The organism is Paramicrobacterium chengjingii, assembly GCF_011751765.2.
GTDB classification, from domain to species: domain Bacteria; phylum Actinomycetota; class Actinomycetes; order Actinomycetales; family Microbacteriaceae; genus Paramicrobacterium; species Paramicrobacterium chengjingii.
In genome coordinates, this window is sequence record NZ_CP061169.1 from 1,818,122 (window position 1) to 1,834,130 (window position 16,009).

Genomic DNA, 16,009 nt, shown 5'->3' on the forward strand with positions numbered 1-16,009 from the left:
TTGGCTTGCGTGTGGCGGAAACCGCACGAACTGCCGGGAGCGCCCTCTCTCGCCCCACCGGCACCACCGAACACACCAAACGAAGGCACATATAAACGTGGCAAACATTAAGTCGCAGATCAAGCGAATCGGCACAAACCTCAAGGCGCAGGAGCGCAATCGTCAGGTCAAGAGCGAACTCAAGACGGCTGTGCGATCGACCCGTGAGGCCGTCGCCGCGGGCGACAAGGACACGGCAGCCAAGGCTCTCGCCCTCGCGTCGAAGAAGCTCGACAAGGCAGTGAGCAAGGGTGTCATCCACCGCAACCAGGCGGCTAACCGCAAGGCGGGCCTCGCTCAGAAGGTCAACTCCCTCTAAGCGCTCTATTCGTAGGTCATAGGGCTCCGCTACGGCGGGGCCCTATGACGTTGACGGGGTGCGATGGTTTATCTCTGACCGCGCGACGCGATCACCCCGATCAGTCTTTCGACCGCAAAAACCGGGTCGCGCTCTGCACCTTTGACCGCAGCGTCGGCTTCCGCCAAGGCCGTGATTGCACTGCCGAGCCCCTCATCCGTCCAGCCGCGAGCGTCACGACGGGCGCGATCGACCTGCCACGGCGCCATGCCCAAGGTTCCGGCAAGCTGACCGGAGCTCCCGTGAGCGTTCGCCACTTTCGCCATCGCGCGCACCTTCATTGCGAAGGCAGCAACGATCGGAACGGGGTCGGCTCCAGAGTCGAGAGCGTGTCTCAGGCTGAGAAGGGCCTCCGCTGTTCGGCCAGCGAGTGCGATGTCCGCGACCGCGAATGCCGTTGTCTCAACGCGCCCTCCGTAGTACCTGTCTACAACGCCCTCGGTGATCTGATCTGACGCATCGGCGATGAGCTGCTGGCAGGCACCTGCGAGCTCGGCCACGTCATCGGCGAATGCCGAGACGACCTGGCGAAGAGCACCGGGGGTGATTTGCTTGCGGGCACGCGCGAACTCTGACTTCGCGAAGTCATATTTCTCGGCATCCTTCTTGAGGTCGTTGCAGACGATTTCGATCGCGGTTCCGGATGCCCCTCTGATTGTTTCGAGCAGCTTCTTGCCCCGGACTCCGCCCCCGTGCCGCACGACCAGGTAGGCGCTCTCGGCTGGCGACGCAACGTACTCGATCGCTTCAGCGAGAAATGCGTCTGTGCATTTTTCAGCTTCACTGACTCGGATGAGTCTCGGCTCGGCAAACAGCGACGGACTGGCGAGGGTGAGCAACTCACCAGGCTGGTAAGCCGCCGCCTCGATGTCGCTGATCTCGAGACTCGGGTCTTCCGCTCGCAAGTATTCTCGAAGGCCCTTGATTGCTCGATCGGCGAAAAGATCTTGTGGCCCAGACACGAGCACGATCGGCGCAGGGCGCACCTCGTGCCATGAAAGCTGCGGAATCGCCACCGAACTTTTTGCTGCCGAACCACGTCGTGTCGCTGCCACGTGTTCCCTTCATCGTCGTGCCACTCAGCTTATCCGCCCGCACCGTCAGGAACGCTCTTCTGAGACCAGACCGAGTAGGCGGGGGCACCGGGAGAGATCAGGATCATGCCGCGAAGGTCAGTGCGCAGCACAGTGCTGCCTGCTGTCCGCAGTTCGTCGATTGTCTCGTCGTTCGGGTGCCCGTACGTGTTGTCCGCCCCGACCGAGATGATGGCGAGTGAGGCCTCGAGCCGTTCGTATAGCGCTGCAGACTGATCGGGGCTCCCATGGTGGGCGACTTTGACAATATCTGTGTCTGTATGTGCGCTCATGCGGCTGAGCAATGCTGCCTGCTCTGTTTCACCCAGATCGCCGAGAAGCACGATGCGTGTGTCGCTTATCGTGACGGAAAGCACGATGCTCCCCGCATTGCCCGTCAGTTCGCGAGATTCGGGCCAGATCACCGTAAAGTCAATGGTTCCGACGGTGCCATGCTCGCCCCTCGTCACCACGTCGACAGGTATTCCCGCGCTCTCGAGCACACGTGTTGTTCGCTCACCGGCCTCGTCATGCACAGCTTGCACAAACACCCGATCGGTGCGCGACACCACACCGGCCACTCCACCGGCGTGGTCAGCATCGTAGTGAGTGAGCACAAGCAGATCGATCGTTTTGATGTCGAGATCATCAAGGCACGTGCTGACGAGTGCGGGGTCTGGTCCGGTGTCGACCATGATTACGCCACCACCCGCACGAAGTACGAGGGCATCTCCTTGTCCGATGTCGCACGCGGCGACAATCCAGTCCTGGGGGCGACTCAGGGCTTGTGAGAGCGAGGGAGTTGCAACGGTGCCCCCGTAGACACCAATGCAGATGCAGAGACCGCCGACGAGAGCCTTGCCCGACCAATGGGATCGCCATCTGGGAAGCATCGCGAGCGTGCACGCAAGCGCCGTCGCCGCGGCGAGCACGACAGCACCAAAGGGCCCGGGAATCCATGGCATCTGGGCGATCGGCAGACTCGACGTGACTGTTGCAACGCCAGCGATCCACGCAGACGGCAGGTAGGCGATCCAGGCGAGCAGCATCGCTACCGCGGGCAGCGCCGGTGTGGCTAGGCAGGCGATGAGCCCGACGACGGTGCCAATCGGGGCTGCCGGCGCCGCGAGAATATTTGCGGCGACCCCATACACGCTGATTGTGCTGGACAGAAGAATCAATATGGGCTGGCACGCGAGCTGAGCAGCGAGCGGAACGGCGATGACCATGGCGAGCCCCCGCGGCAGCACACGCCCGAGCACTGCGGCAAGAGGTCGCGTGAGAAGCAGAAGGCCAGCGGTAGCAAGCACGCTCAGTGCAAAGCCTGCGTCGTAGGCATACCACGGGTCAACACAGAGCATGAGTATGACGCTGCCCGCGAGCACGGGCACTCCCCCAGAGGGACGACCGGTGAGATGCACCAGCAACGCGAGCGATGCCATAACCGACGCACGAACGACACTGGACTGAGGTGTGACGAGAATGACGAATGCAAGGAGGACAACGAGCGCGGCAATGACTCGCAGAACGCGTCCGGCACCCATCCTCCCGAGCAGCAGAATCGCGAACGCAACAACAATTGCACAGTTTGCTCCTGATACCGCAGTGAGGTGGCTGAGAGAGGATGCCTTCATAGCTGCGTCGAGCTCGAGGCTCACGGTGCTCGTGTCACCGACAGCCAGCCCAGGCAGCAGATGTCCGCCGTCGCCAGGAAGATCAGAGCAGAGGTCGACAAAACCACGCCGCATGCTGTCTGCCCACGCCAGGTACCAGGGTGGCGGTGACGTGACCGTCACAGGCTCATCAGCGAAGAAGAGCGCCGAGGAAGCATCCGACGGTTCAGTGAGAAGCACGCGGCCCGTCGCTTCAACCGTGCTGCCAATAGCGACCGCGTCCCTCTTCGTCTGGCCGAAGAGCGTGGCGGGGACCCGAAGTGCCCCGCCATCCAGCGTTATGAGCGTCGCCTCGACCCTGATCTGCCCTGGCCCCCTGTCTGTCGCATTCGCCAGCCCGTCGATCCTCGCCACAATCTCGACACTGCGGTCGGCGGATGCCGCTTCGATGAGGTGATCGGGGCGGCGCTGATCCGCGGAGATCGACGCGCTGAAACTGACAAATGCCGCAACCCCGAGGGAGATCGCGAGAAGCGCGGTGAATCCCCCTTGTCCGCTGAAAACGCACCAGACCGTCAACGCCCCCGCGACGATAATGCAGATGAGCCACACGACAAACGAGGTCTGCAGACCCACAGCGACAAGTGCTGCGAGCCACGCGCCAACGGCGGGAACGAGCATCCTCATGCTAGATCGTCACGAGATCCTTGATCATGGCGAATGTCTTTTCCCCAATGCCCGACACGTTGCGTAAGTCGTCGACAGAGCGGAATCCGCCGTTGTCGTCACGCCACGCGATAATTTGCGCGGCAAGCGATGGGCCGATCTGAGGAAGCTCTTCAAGCTGCTCAGCACTCGCCGTATTGATATTCACCCGACCCTGTTCATCGGTGCCCTCCTGCTGTGTGCCCTCACCGACCTCCGGCACGCGTACCTGCTCGCCGTCAGTGACGAAGCGAGCGAGGTTGATTGCTGCGTCATCCGCGGCGTCCGTGAGGCCACCGGCCGCCGCGACGGCATCCATCACCCGGGCACCTTCGCTCAACTGATAGAGCCCCGGCGACTGCACCGCGCCAAGGACGTGCACGTAGATGACTGACGGGATGCTCGTGGAGGATGTGTTGTGCGGCGCGACAGCCGACACGTGGTTGCCCTCCTGCACCAGAGCAACGACAACGGCAGCTGCGAGCCCGGCGAGCATGAGCAGTACTGCGACCCCGGCCCCGAGGCGCAGCCGCTTCGGACGTCGAGCGCGTCGCGACAATTCGGCCCGCTCGTGCATGCAGCAAGGCTAGAACCACCGTCGGCTCAGCGTTTGGCGCTCAACACCTTCTGTGCGCAGAACACCTGCAGCGAAGTCCTGTGGACGACGTTTCGCTACTTTGCCGTGGCGATGCTCACAATCTTCGGTGCCCGCACGATGACATTTCGAATCTCTGTGTCGCCGATGGCGCGAATAACGTTCGCGTCGGCACGTGCACGGGCCTCGAGTTCATCGGGCTCAATGGACGGTGCAACCTGCAGACGTCCGCGCACCTTGCCGTTCACCTGCACAACCGCTGTCACTTCGTCTTCGACAAGCAGCGCTGGCTCTGCTGAACGCCACTGAACGTGCGCGACCGTCGGCTGATGGCCCAGGTTCGCCCACATGTCTTCGGCCGCGTAGGGGGCAAAGACATTGAGGGCGATGGCAATGGTCTCGGCCGCTTCACGTACAGCGGGATCAGCCGCACCTGCTCCGGAATCGATCGTTTTGCGTGTGACGTTGACGAGCTCCATGAGACGTGCGATCGCAACGTTGAATTTATACGACTCGATGAGTTCGGGAGCATCTGCAAGAAAACGATGCACGGAACGGCGCAGAGTCACGTCACCGGTGCTGAGCTCGACGCCGGGTTCGCTCGCGACATCATGAGCGATGCGCCAGGCGCGCGCGAGAAACTTTGTCGAGCCGGCCGGGGACACGTCGGCCCAGTCGATATCGTCTTCGGGAGGACCGGCGAATGCCAGTGTGACGCGAAGGGCATCCGCGCCGTAATCGCGCAGCTGGTCGGCGAACTCAACGAGGTTTCCAATGCTCTTGCTCATCTTGTGCCCGTCCATGAGCACCATGCCCTGATTCATGAGCGCCTTGAACGGCTCGTGGAAATCGAGGTAGCCGTAGTCGTGCAGAACCTTGGTCATGAAACGTGAGTAGAGCAAGTGCAGAATCGCGTGCTCCACACCGCCGACATACTGATCGACGGGAGCCCACTTCTTCGCCTCAGCGATGTCAAACGCGACCTCGTCTGAATTCGGCGAGAGATAACGCAGAAAATACCAGGAGCTGTCGACGAACGTATCCATCGTGTCGGAGTCGCGGCGTGCGCTGCCGCCGCACGACGGACAGTCGACAGATGCCCACTCGTCTGCTCCACCCAGTGGACTGGTTCCCTTCGGACGCAGATCGAGCCCTGCGGCGGGAGGCAGCGTGACCGGGAGGTCGGCCTCGGGAACGGGAACTTCTCCGCACTTGTCGCAGTGGATGATGGGGATGGGGGTTCCCCAGTATCGCTGGCGCGAGATGAGCCAATCGCGTAGGCGATAGTTCTTCGCGTTCTTCCCAGCGCCGCATTCCGCGAGGCGTGCCGTGACCGCCTCGAGCGCCTCGGCCTTTGTGAGACCGTCGAACTCGCCTGAATTGACGAGCTGGCCCTCGCCCGACTCGGCGATACCCGTTGCAGACGGATCCTTCTCGGCATCCGGCTCGCCACCCGGCGCCACAACAACGCGAACGGGAAGGTCGAACGCGAGCGCGAAGTCGAGGTCGCGCTGATCGTGCGCTGGTACGCCCATCACCGCGCCGTGCCCGTAATCGGCGAGAACGTAGTCTGCGGCCCAGATGGGAATGAGGTCGTCTGTCAGAGGATGCTTCGCATATCGTTCGAGGAATACCCCGCTCTTCTCGCGTTCGGTCGACTGCCGGTCGATGTCGCTCTCGGTCTTCGTCTTTTCGAGATATGCGTTGAACTCTGCCTGCACCTCGGTGCTGCTACCGGCGGCGAGCTCGGTGGCGAGCACCGAGTCCGGAGCGACGGCCATGTAGGTCACGCCGAAGAGCGTGTCCGGACGTGTGGTGTACACCGTGATGGGATCTGCGCGCCCCTCGATGGCGAAATCAACGTCAGCTCCGCTGGAGCGCCCGACCCAGTTGCGCTGCATCGACAGTACTTTTGAGGGCCATGTGGCCTCCAGCTCGGAAAGGTCGTCGACGAGGCGATCGGCATAATCCGTAATGCGAAAGTACCACTGGGTGAGATTTCGCTTGGTGACCTGAGCTCCGCACCTCTCGCATTTACCGTCGATAACCTGCTCATTGGCGAGAACCGTCTGGTCGTTGGGGCACCAGTTGACAGGGCTCGCCTTGCGGTAGGCCAGGCCCTTCTCGTACAACTTCAGAAACAGCCATTGATTCCAGCGGTAATACTCGGGGTCCGATGTGTGTATTTCACGAGACCAGTCAAACGAGGGCGCGTAGACGCGAAAACTCGCCTTCTGCTGCTCGATGTTGCTGTAAGTCCAGTCGCGAGGGTCGGCCCCGCGCTTAATCGCCGCATTCTCCGCGGGCAGCCCAAAGGAATCCCAGCCGACGGGATGCAGAACGCTGTGCCCTCTCTGCCACCAATAGCGCGCCAGCACGTCGCACAGGCCGAATGCCTCCGCGTGTCCCATGTGCAAGTCGCCTGAGGGGTACGAGAACATGTCGAGCACGTACTTGCGCGGGCGGTCGTCAGCAACATCAGCCGTTGAGAAGGGCTGCAACTCGTCCCAGACCGGAAGCCACTTCTCCTGGATCGCGGCAAAATCATACTTCTCGGCTGTGTCGTGCGTTGTCTGCTCGTGGGGCACGTGACTCTCAATCTCCGTCTGCTGGACGACCAGGCCTCGTCGGCGCGAATGGTCCGGTTTCCAAGGATACCGCTAGACGAGACGGCCCTCCCTCATGCTGAACCTCTGGTCAACAAGGTCATCAGGCACGTCACCGTGTGTGATCACGATGATGCTTCGCCCGCTCGCGCGAGATGCCTCAACCATGTCGCGAAGAAGCGGCTCGGCACGCTGCGGATCGACATTGGCTGTGGGCTCGTCGAGCACCAGAATCGGAAAGTCTCTCAGAAGCGCCCGCGCAAGGGACAGCCGTTGAGCCTGCCCTCCAGATACGAGCGTTCCGCGCTCGCCGACGCGCGCGTCGAGCCCGCCGCGCGATGCGACCCACGATCCGAGCCCTACCTGATCGAGCACGGCGAGCAATCGCTCGTCAGTCGCGGTGTCGTCGGCGAAAAGAAGGTTCTGCCTGATGCTCTCGTCGAAAAGGTACGGATGCTGTTCACAGAGCCCGACGAGTGAATGAACGTCCGCAATATCGCGCGCTTCCGTACCTCCGATACGGTAGCTGCCCTGATACTCAAGAAACCGAACGAGAACGTTGGCGAGCGTGGTCTTGCCTGCTCCGCTGCCGCCGGCAATAATGACGGCCTCCCCCGGGCGGACATCAAGGTTTACGTTCTTCACCGTTGCCGCGGCCGCACCGGGCCATGCTGCGGCGACGTTCTGCAGAGTCAGACGTGTGCCATCGCGAGGCGCCGATCGCGTCTCAGCAGGGTTCTCCGCTGGAATTTCGGACGGAAGGTGATCGGGAACAAGGGATGCGAGCCGGTCGGCACTTGACCGCACCGCTCGCCAGTGGCTGAGTGCAACGGGCACAGTCCCAACGACTTCAAAAATGGCGAGCGGCACAAGCGCGACAACAGCGAATGTTGGCCCGCCCGCGCCTTCAGAGCTCACGATCGGTGCACTGACGACGATGGCGCCCGCGACGGCCAGGCCCGCGCATAGAGCAACCAGCGCGGCGCTGAGTCCGAATCCGCGTGACCGACGCAGTGCCGTGCGCGTCAGGTCAGCATCTGCCACGGCGATGCGTTCTCGAGCAGCGGGTTCGGCTCCGAAGTGTGACAGCACGGCGAAGCCCTGCACGTAATCAATGAGCGAAGCGGTGAGAGCTGCGCGTTTCGGTGCAAGTGCGAGCTCGGCTGCCCCCGCAAGCGACGTCGTTGTCCATGCTCCTCCGGCACAGCACAGTACAAGCAGGCAGGTCAGCACAACGGCTGCCGCGGGCGAGAGCAGAGCCGTACCCGCGATTGTGATTACGCAGACCGTCATAGCGACAACGATGGGCTGAACCACACGCAGCGAGAGGTTTTGCATTTCATCGATGTCGGACACTATCGCGTTCAACAGCGACCCTCGAGAACGATGCGCGAGGCCGGCCGGTGCGCGAGGGATCAGCCTGGTGAGCAGGTCGGTTCGCAACGTTGCGAGCTGTCGGAACACAGCGTCGTGGCTGTAGAGACGTTCGAGATATCGAAACACGGCCCGTGCGAGTGCAAAGGCGCGAACGCCGACAGTGGCGATCGTGAGAAAGAGCACGGGCGGCTGTTCGGCCGCGCGCGCGATGAGCCAAGCGCTTGTCGCGAGCAGAGCCACAGCGCCGAGTCCCGTGGCAATTCCCGACAGCATCCCGGGCAGAGCCTGTCTGAAACTCGGGAGTGCAGTGCGCAGGATGCGGGTACGATCCCGCCCTTCGGTTGATGTGCTCATGCAATCACCTCACGTTCGACATCGATCGACACATGTTCGTCTGACCAATCGAGCAGTCCGCGCTTGTGTGTGACGACGATTACGCATATGCCGCTCGCGGCGAGCCCTCGAATCCCGCGGGCAATGATCTGCTCTGTGCGCCGATCGACCGCCGACGTAGGTTCGTCGAGCGCGATGATGCTCGCCGAGTTCGCCAACGCGCGGTAGTAACAGCGGGCAAGACCAACACGCTGTGCCTGCCCTCCCGAGAGGCCGACCCCGGCAGCACTGATGGGAGCGTCCAACTCAAGTTCACCAGCGCCCGCCAGCTGAAGCGCCCGCTCCGTGCGGGGCAGATCGGGGGAAGCATCCCCAAGCGTTACGTTGCTCAGTACCGTTCCCGATTGCAGGCCCGGGTGCTGGGGCGACCAGGAAAGCCACGGTCGCCCATCTGCGGGCGCGTCGTTGACGTCGACTCCGCCGACGGAAACAGTTCCCGTGAACGGAATGAATCCCGCAATTACACCAAGAAGCGTCGACTTTCCGGCGCCGCTGGCACCTGTCACCGCGGTGACGCTCCCCCGGCGAAAGCGCAGCCACACATCATCAAGCACAGTGGTGTCACCGCGCACGACAGTGACGCCGCTCAACTCGAGGTCGCCCGAGCTGGCAGTGGGCGCCTCAGCATCCAGAGTCGCCTGTGCCGAATCGAGAATCTCGAACGCATCCTGCGCCGCTTCAACACCCTCGGCTGCGGCATGGAAATTTGCTCCGACTTGTCGGATAGGGAGGAAGACCTCCGGTGCAAGAAGCAGTACAAATAGACCAGTGAGCAGCGGCATGACGCCATCGACGAGACGAAAGCCAATGGAGACCGCGAGCAGGGCGACCGACAGGCTCGCCATGAGCTCGAGCACAAAACCAGAGAGGAATGACACCCGCAGCACAGACATCGTCGAACGCCGATATTCAGCCGTGATGTGCCCCATGCGGGAGATCTGCCGCTTTTCGCGGCCGAAGATCTTGAGGGTCGACAGACCTCCGATGACGTCGATGAATGAACTGGACAGTCGGCTCAAGCCGTCCCATTGCCGACGCTGGACTGTGCGGGTGGCACGTCCGATCAGCACCATGAAAAGGGGCACGATCGGAAGCGTCACGATGAGAGTCACGCCAGAGAGCCAGTCGTGCCAGAAGACAGTCACGATGAGAAGCGGAACGGTAATGAGAGTTCGGATCAATTGGGGAAGGTAGCGTGCGAAATACGCGTCGAGCGCATCGAGACCGTGGCCGAGCATCGTCGTGAGCGCTGCAGAGTTTCTGTGAGCGAGCCAGTCGGCTCCGAGTCGAGGTATAGCGTCGAGAATGCCTCTGCGCAGTTCGCTTTTCGCTCGGGCTGCGCCGCGTGCTCCCGTGGCCTCGGTCGCCCACGCAAGCAGTGCGCGCATGATGACGAAGCCGACGATCGCTCCGACGGATGTCGCGATCTCCGAGGACGGGGCACCGTCAATCACACGGGTGATTGCACGAGTCACGTACCACGCGAAGCCGACGATCGCGATGGTGTCGGCGAGGGCGACACCCGCGCCGATCGTCAAGAAGCTCCGTGACGAGCGCGCGTAACGGAGCAGGCGGGCGTCAAGCGGGCGCATGAGCATCCGCCTCCTCAGGAATGTGAGCACGGGAAATGCGCTTGCGAAATACCCAGTAGGTCCAGCCCTGGTAAATCAGTATCAACGGAACCGCGAGGAGCGCGATCCAGCTCATCACTTCGAGCGTGTACGCCGATGAGGATGCATTTTCGATGGTGAGACTGTTCGATGGATTGTTGATCGCGGGCATCACCGCCGGGAACAACGCTGAAAAAAGCGTGAGAACAACGGCGGCGATCGTCGCTGCCATACTCGCGAAGGCGACCCCTTCCCGGTTCAGCACGTTAGCAACGAGTGCGCAGACGAGCAGGGTAGCCGCTGCAAGAGCCAGGACGATCACCACCGGTGTGCGGTGATCAACGACGGTCCACGTGAGAAAAGCAACGGCGATGACGGCAGTGATCAGTCCGGAGCGCGTTGCAAGGTACCGCGCTCGACCACGGATGTCCCCTTCGGTTTTGAGAGCGACAAAGACAATGCCGTGCGTGAAGAACAACATCAGCGTTGTCAGGCCGCCAAGCAGCGCGTAGGGAGTGAGAAGGTCCAGGATGCTCCCGATGAAGTCATGATTGGCATTGAGCGGAACACCGCGCACGATGTTGGCGAATGCGACGCCCCACAGAAAGGCTGGAACGGCTGACCCGGCAATGATCATCGTGTCGAATCGACGCTTCCACGCCTTTTCCGGCCGTTGATGGCGATACTCGAACGAGACGCCCCGAAGGATCAGGGCGATGAGAATGAGCAGCAGCGGAAGGTAAAAGCCGCTGAACAGCGTGGCGTACCACTCGGGGAACGCGGCGAAGAGCATTGCACCGGCAACGATCACCCAGGTCTCATTCAGATCCCAAACGGGTCCGATCGTGTTGATCAGCACCCGTCTGTCGGTGTCGTCCTTCCCCAAGAAGGGCAACGACATTCCGACGCCGAAATCGAATCCATCGAGAACAAAGTAGCCAATGAAGAATGCGGCGATGATCCAGAACCACACGAGCGTCAGATCCATGGTCTCTCCTAATACACGGTCGCTCGCGCGACGGGCTCGTCTGTGTCGTTCTCGGATGTCTCGATCGGCTCGGGGCCGACGCGAACCGCCTTCAGAATCAGCCGGAACTCAACAACAGCCAACGTGCCGTAGACGAGAGTGAATGCCACAAGCGACGTCAGCACGGTGAGGCCGCTGACGCCAGGCGAGACTCCGTCCTCTGTCTTGAGCAGTCCGAAAACAAGCCACGGCTGTCGTCCCATCTCGGTGAAGATCCAGCCGACGCTCATGGCGAGCAAAGATGCGGGGAACGACCAGATCGCGGCTTTCCACACCCAACGGTTTGTCGGTGTGCGCCCGTTACGCGTCAGCCACAATCCGACGACCGCAACGAGAATGTGCACCATGCCGAGACCGATCATCCACCGGAACGACCAGTACGTCACCCAGATGATCGGCGCATAGTCTCCTGGGCCAAACAGTGATTGGTAGGCCAGCTGAATGTCGTTGATCCCCTCGACCGTTCCGTCAAGAGAATGTGTGGAGAGGAGCGAAAGTAGATACGGCACACGAATAGAAAAGAGTTCGTGCACGCCGTCCGGGGTGCCGAGGGTGAATATCGAGAACGATGCGTCAGCACCGGATGCTGTCGTGTACAGCGCTTCAGCTGCCGCCATCTTCATGGGCTGAGCCTCAACCATTGCAAGACTCAGCTGATCGCCCATGAGTGCAGTGCCGGCCCCGGCGATCAGCATTGTCCAGAGGCCGAATTTGAGTGCAGGACGCATCGTCTCGAGATTCTGGCCCCGTGCCAGATGCCACGCCGCCACAGAGATGACGAGGCCTGCCGACACCATGAAACACGCGAAGATCGTGTGAGGGAATGCTGCAAGAGCAATTGGATTGGCCAGCAGCTCTCCCAGGCTCGTGAGTTCGGCTCGCCCCTTTTCCTCATTGATTGTGTAGGCAAGGGGATTCTGCATAAAGGCATTCGCAGCGATGATGAAGTATGCGGACGCGATCGTTGCGACAGCGGTAACCCAGATGGTCGCCAGATGGAGACTTCGTGGAAGCCTGTCCCAGCCGAAGATCCAGAGCCCGATGAACGTGGCCTCCAGAAAGAATGCGAGCAGAGCCTCGAGGGCGAGCGGCGCACCGAACACGTCACCGACGAAACGGGAGTAGTCCGACCAGTTCATTCCGAACTGGAACTCCTGAACGATGCCCGTAACGACACCCATTGCGAAGTTGATCAGAAAGATCTTGCCGTAGAAGTGTGTCAGCTGCAGATAGTGCTGTTTGCCTGTGCGCACCCAGACTGTCTGAAAGATGGCGACAATTGTCGCTAGGCCGATCGTCAGAGGGACGAACAGAAAGTGATACAGCGTCGTCAGGCCGAATTGCCAGCGTGCAAGAACAAGCGGGTCGAGCAGCTGTTCCACCGAAGCACCTCCAAAAAGCTGAAGTTCTACGTGTTGTAGAACATTCATTTCTACACAGTGTAGAACATATTCTTCTACATCGTGTAGAGCCTTGTTTCTACGCCATGTAGAAGGTTCGCGAAAAACCACGTATCCTAGAGGAATGGCAACTCTTGGTGATCTTGAACGCTCGGTCATGGATGTACTCTGGGCATCCGCTGAGCCGCTCAGTGCTGGTGATCTGAGGGATCGGCTGGTGACGTCCGGCACCGGTGCCGCACAGCGGCAGTTAGCAGCGACGACCGTGTTGACTGTGCTGTCGCGGCTTGAGTCAAAGGGCTTCGTGTCCCGCAATCGTGCGCATCGCCCTCATCTCTATGAGGCAGTCACGACCCGGGCAGATCACACCGCGGAACTGATGCATGAGGTGCTCGGTTCGTCCCCCGACCGCGAAGCGGCTCTCGCTCGTTTCATCGGTCAGGTCTCTCCGTCCGAAGCTGAGACGCTCCGCTCGTTGCTCGACCCCAAGACAGTCCCGGCGAAGTAGTCGTAGTCGACCGTGCGATGGTAATAGCCTCTGCACTTCTTGCTGCGCTTGCATTCGCGCTCGCTTGGCCCGTCCCGATCATGCTCGCACGTGCGACATGGCCGTCGCGAGCTCCCGCTGTCGCCCTCGTGGTCTGGCAGGCGATCGCCATAGCCGGCGTGCTCTCAACAATCGGTGCGCTTGTCACAATCGGACTTTCTGGGATTGCGCCGACAGTCTCCAAGGGCCTCGCGACACTCGCTTCCGCAGCTATGAGCGGCTCAGCGCCACCTGAGTTGGGAGCCCTTCACATCTTTGCGCTCTGCTGCGCAGTGCTCTTTGCCGGGCATTTACTCCTGAGCGTGCTGACGACAGTTGTTCGCACGGAACGCGAGCGCAGACGGCAGCATGATCTCGTCGCCCTTCTGAGCGCGCCCACGAGTTCTGTTCCCGGAGCACGTGTGATGGAATACGCGGCTCCCGTCGCCTATTGCCTTCCCGGCGCATTTCGTACGGCAACGGTGCTGACAGATGGTCTGGTCAAAGCGCTCAGCGCCGACGAGCTGAACGCTGTCATTTCCCACGAGCGTGCGCACCTGACGCAACAACACCACCTACTTCTTCTGGCCTTCAGAGCATGGCGGAAGGCACTCCCCTGGTTTCCGATCGCCACGCGTGCAAGTGACGCCGTCGGCCTCCTCGTAGAGATGCGCGCAGACGATACCGCTCGAGCGGAGTTCTCGGCGGATCCTCTCGTGTCTGCGATCATCACCGTCGCAACGGGAGGAGGCGGATCTCCGGATGTCGGCGTGGCCGATGCAACACCGCAGTCGGCAGCTCCGCGCGTGACACGACTGCTGGCACAGCAGCATCCTCTTCCGTCATTCGCCGTTGTCGGCATCTTTGCTGCCTCTCTTGCGCTCGTTCTCGTGCCTCCCGTACTGCTGCTTTCAGCGTGATGGGCCGCATGTGGTTTAGGCTCACAGGGTGAATGAGATTCTCGACAGCATTCTTGATGCTGTTCAGAGCGTGGATCCCGTTCTGCGCACTCTCATTGCCGGGGTGGGCATCTTGCTCGAAACGAGCATTCTCATCGGGCTCATCGTTCCGGGTGACTCGATCGTCATTGTTGCGGGCACCGGTGTAGACACTCCCCTCGAATTTATCGCGATGTACTGCGCTGTCGTCGTCGGTGCCATCGCGGGCGAAAGCATCGGCTTTGCTCTCGGGCGATATTTTGGCGACCGTATTCGTCGCTCCCGACTCGGTCGGAGGATCGGTGAGCACAATTGGCAGCGAGCAGAACGCTATCTCGAGCGTCGTGGCGGCATCGCAGTCTTTCTTTCCCGGTTCCTCCCGGTTCTGCATTCACTGATTCCAGTAACCGTGGGTATGAGTCCGATGACGTATCGCCGCTTCCTCGCGTGGACGATCCCGGCCTGCCTCATCTGGACGGGTGCGTATGTTTCTGTGGGATCAGCTGCTGCCGAGACCTATCGAGAACTCTCTGAACGCCTGCACTTCGCCGGCTATGTATTCGTCGCCATCATCGCTGTTTTCTTGCTTGTCGTGTGGGCTGTCAAGAAGATTCTGCATCGCATCGAGCGGCGACATATGACGCGATCCCAAACTCCTGAGCCAAGCCCGGATCGCAGCCAGGACAACAACGTGACAGGATTGACTGATGCCCCGCACAGAGATGAGTCCGCCTGAGCCTCGGCGCATTCATCGTGCAGCCCGGCTTGACGATGCATTCTTGGCATGGCGTGCCAGACGAGCCGTTCGGCGCGGTCTGAAACCCACAGCCGTCACGTACACCGGATACGGCTCGACGAGTTGGGTTCGCGTGCTCGGACGTGTGCTCTATACGCATCCCAATCGTGAAGACGAGGCAACGAGTCGCACCCGCGGCTGGCGTAGTTTCACCAGCATCCCCGTTGTGTCCAGCACCGCCACCGTCGAGATCGCTGGACGACAGTACGAGGTTGTCGCCGATCGGGGTGGGGTGATCGACGCGGTAATCTCTGCCGAACTCCCACCGGGGTGGCAGACCATCCGAATGTCGGCTCAGGGTTCTGACCCGGTCACGAGCGATGTGTATATCGTCGACCCGGCAACGCGCATCGGCGTGATCTCAGATATCGATGACACCGTGATGGTGACTGCGCTGCCGCGACCGTTCGTCGCTGCGTGGAACACGTTTGTTCTCGACGAGCACGCTCGCACTCCTGTTCCAGGCATGGCCGTGCTTCTCGACCGGCTCTCGCGCATCCAAGGGGGGAGCCCTGTCATTTACCTGTCGACGGGTGCGTGGAACGTCGCACCGACGCTCCGCAGATTCCTCTCGCGGCATTTGTACCCGCCCGGCGCACTTCTTCTCACCGATTGGGGTCCGACTCACGACCGCATTTTTCGAAGCGGTCGGGCTCACAAACAGGAGAACCTTCGCCGTCTCGCCGCGGAATTTCCGAATGTCAAATGGATACTTGTCGGCGATGACGGTCAGCATGACGAAGAACTGTACTCGGACTTTGCCTCGGAGCTTCCCGAGAATGTCTCGGCAGTCGCGATCCGTCAACTCTCTCCCGGGGAGGCTGTGCTCGCCGGCGGTCGCTCGAATCATGAACAGCACGATGCCGGGCACACGTGGGTGTACGCGCCCGACGGAGCCGGCCTCCTGAGCGAGCTCGACAAGGTCATCAGCGACTGACGTCAGATGACAGCGA

At 61.3% G+C, this 16,009-nt stretch carries 13 protein-coding genes; 5 read left to right on the top strand and 8 right to left on the bottom strand.

The window, feature by feature from the left end; genetic code table 11:
* Positions 1–97: 97 nt before the first annotated feature.
* The gene (gene rpsT, locus HCR76_RS08885; protein ID WP_166990112.1) at positions 98–358 is read left to right on the top strand and encodes a 30S ribosomal protein S20; all 261 of its coding nucleotides are present in this window, start codon (positions 98–100) and stop codon (positions 356–358) included.
* Positions 359–426: 68 nt separating this feature from the next.
* Here rpsT and holA read toward each other — a convergent pair whose 3' ends face one another.
* From holA to HCR76_RS08925, 8 genes are all read right to left on the bottom strand, one after another.
* On the bottom strand, positions 427–1,452 hold the full coding sequence (holA, locus tag HCR76_RS08890) for a DNA polymerase III subunit delta (RefSeq protein ID WP_166990114.1): 1,026 nt from the start codon (positions 1,450–1,452) through the stop codon (positions 427–429).
* 29 nt (positions 1,453–1,481) lie between these two features.
* On the bottom strand, positions 1,482–3,770 hold the full coding sequence (locus HCR76_RS08895) for a ComEC/Rec2 family competence protein (protein ID WP_166990116.1): 2,289 nt from the start codon (positions 3,768–3,770) through the stop codon (positions 1,482–1,484).
* Position 3,771: 1 nt separating this feature from the next.
* Positions 3,772–4,365 (bottom strand): ComEA family DNA-binding protein, encoded by a 594-nt coding sequence (locus tag HCR76_RS08900; RefSeq protein WP_166990117.1) that lies wholly within the window; start codon positions 4,363–4,365, stop codon positions 3,772–3,774.
* Between the two features lie 95 nt (positions 4,366–4,460).
* The gene (leuS, locus tag HCR76_RS08905) at positions 4,461–6,971 is read right to left on the bottom strand and encodes a leucine--tRNA ligase (protein WP_244971358.1); all 2,511 of its coding nucleotides are present in this window, start codon (positions 6,969–6,971) and stop codon (positions 4,461–4,463) included.
* A 72-nt stretch (positions 6,972–7,043) separates the two neighbouring features.
* A complete protein-coding gene (gene cydC / locus HCR76_RS08910) occupies positions 7,044–8,720 on the bottom strand; it encodes a thiol reductant ABC exporter subunit CydC (RefSeq protein ID WP_166990119.1) in 1,677 nt (558 codons plus the stop codon).
* Complete coding sequence (gene cydD / locus HCR76_RS08915; RefSeq protein ID WP_244971359.1) at positions 8,717–10,351, bottom strand: thiol reductant ABC exporter subunit CydD; 1,635 nt, start codon at positions 10,349–10,351, stop codon at positions 8,717–8,719. Before cydD ends, cydC begins: the two co-directional genes overlap by 4 nt.
* On the bottom strand, positions 10,338–11,357 hold the full coding sequence (cydB, locus tag HCR76_RS08920) for a cytochrome d ubiquinol oxidase subunit II (RefSeq protein ID WP_166990123.1): 1,020 nt from the start codon (positions 11,355–11,357) through the stop codon (positions 10,338–10,340). Before cydB ends, cydD begins: the two co-directional genes overlap by 14 nt.
* A gap of 8 nt (positions 11,358–11,365) precedes the next feature.
* Entirely contained in the window at positions 11,366–12,778 is a 1,413-nt protein-coding gene (locus HCR76_RS08925; RefSeq protein WP_166990125.1) for a cytochrome ubiquinol oxidase subunit I, read from the bottom strand.
* Positions 12,779–12,920: 142 nt separating this feature from the next.
* Here HCR76_RS08925 and HCR76_RS08930 point away from each other — a divergent pair, with 142 nt between their 5' ends.
* Genes HCR76_RS08930 through HCR76_RS08945 form a run of 4 tightly spaced genes read left to right on the top strand, consistent with a single transcriptional unit; the run spans position 12,921 to position 15,993 of the window.
* A complete protein-coding gene (locus HCR76_RS08930; RefSeq protein ID WP_166990127.1) occupies positions 12,921–13,304 on the top strand; it encodes a BlaI/MecI/CopY family transcriptional regulator in 384 nt (127 codons plus the stop codon).
* 17 nt (positions 13,305–13,321) lie between these two features.
* Positions 13,322–14,242, top strand: a complete 921-nt coding sequence (locus HCR76_RS08935) for a M56 family metallopeptidase (RefSeq protein WP_166990130.1) — start codon at positions 13,322–13,324, stop codon at positions 14,240–14,242.
* Between the two features lie 28 nt (positions 14,243–14,270).
* Entirely contained in the window at positions 14,271–14,996 is a 726-nt protein-coding gene (locus tag HCR76_RS08940) for a DedA family protein (RefSeq protein ID WP_166990132.1), read from the top strand.
* Positions 14,968–15,993, top strand: a complete 1,026-nt coding sequence (locus HCR76_RS08945; protein WP_166990134.1) for an App1 family protein phosphatidate phosphatase — start codon at positions 14,968–14,970, stop codon at positions 15,991–15,993. The genes HCR76_RS08940 and HCR76_RS08945 overlap by 29 nt, the downstream gene beginning before the upstream one ends.
* Positions 15,994–16,009 lie beyond the last annotated feature (16 nt).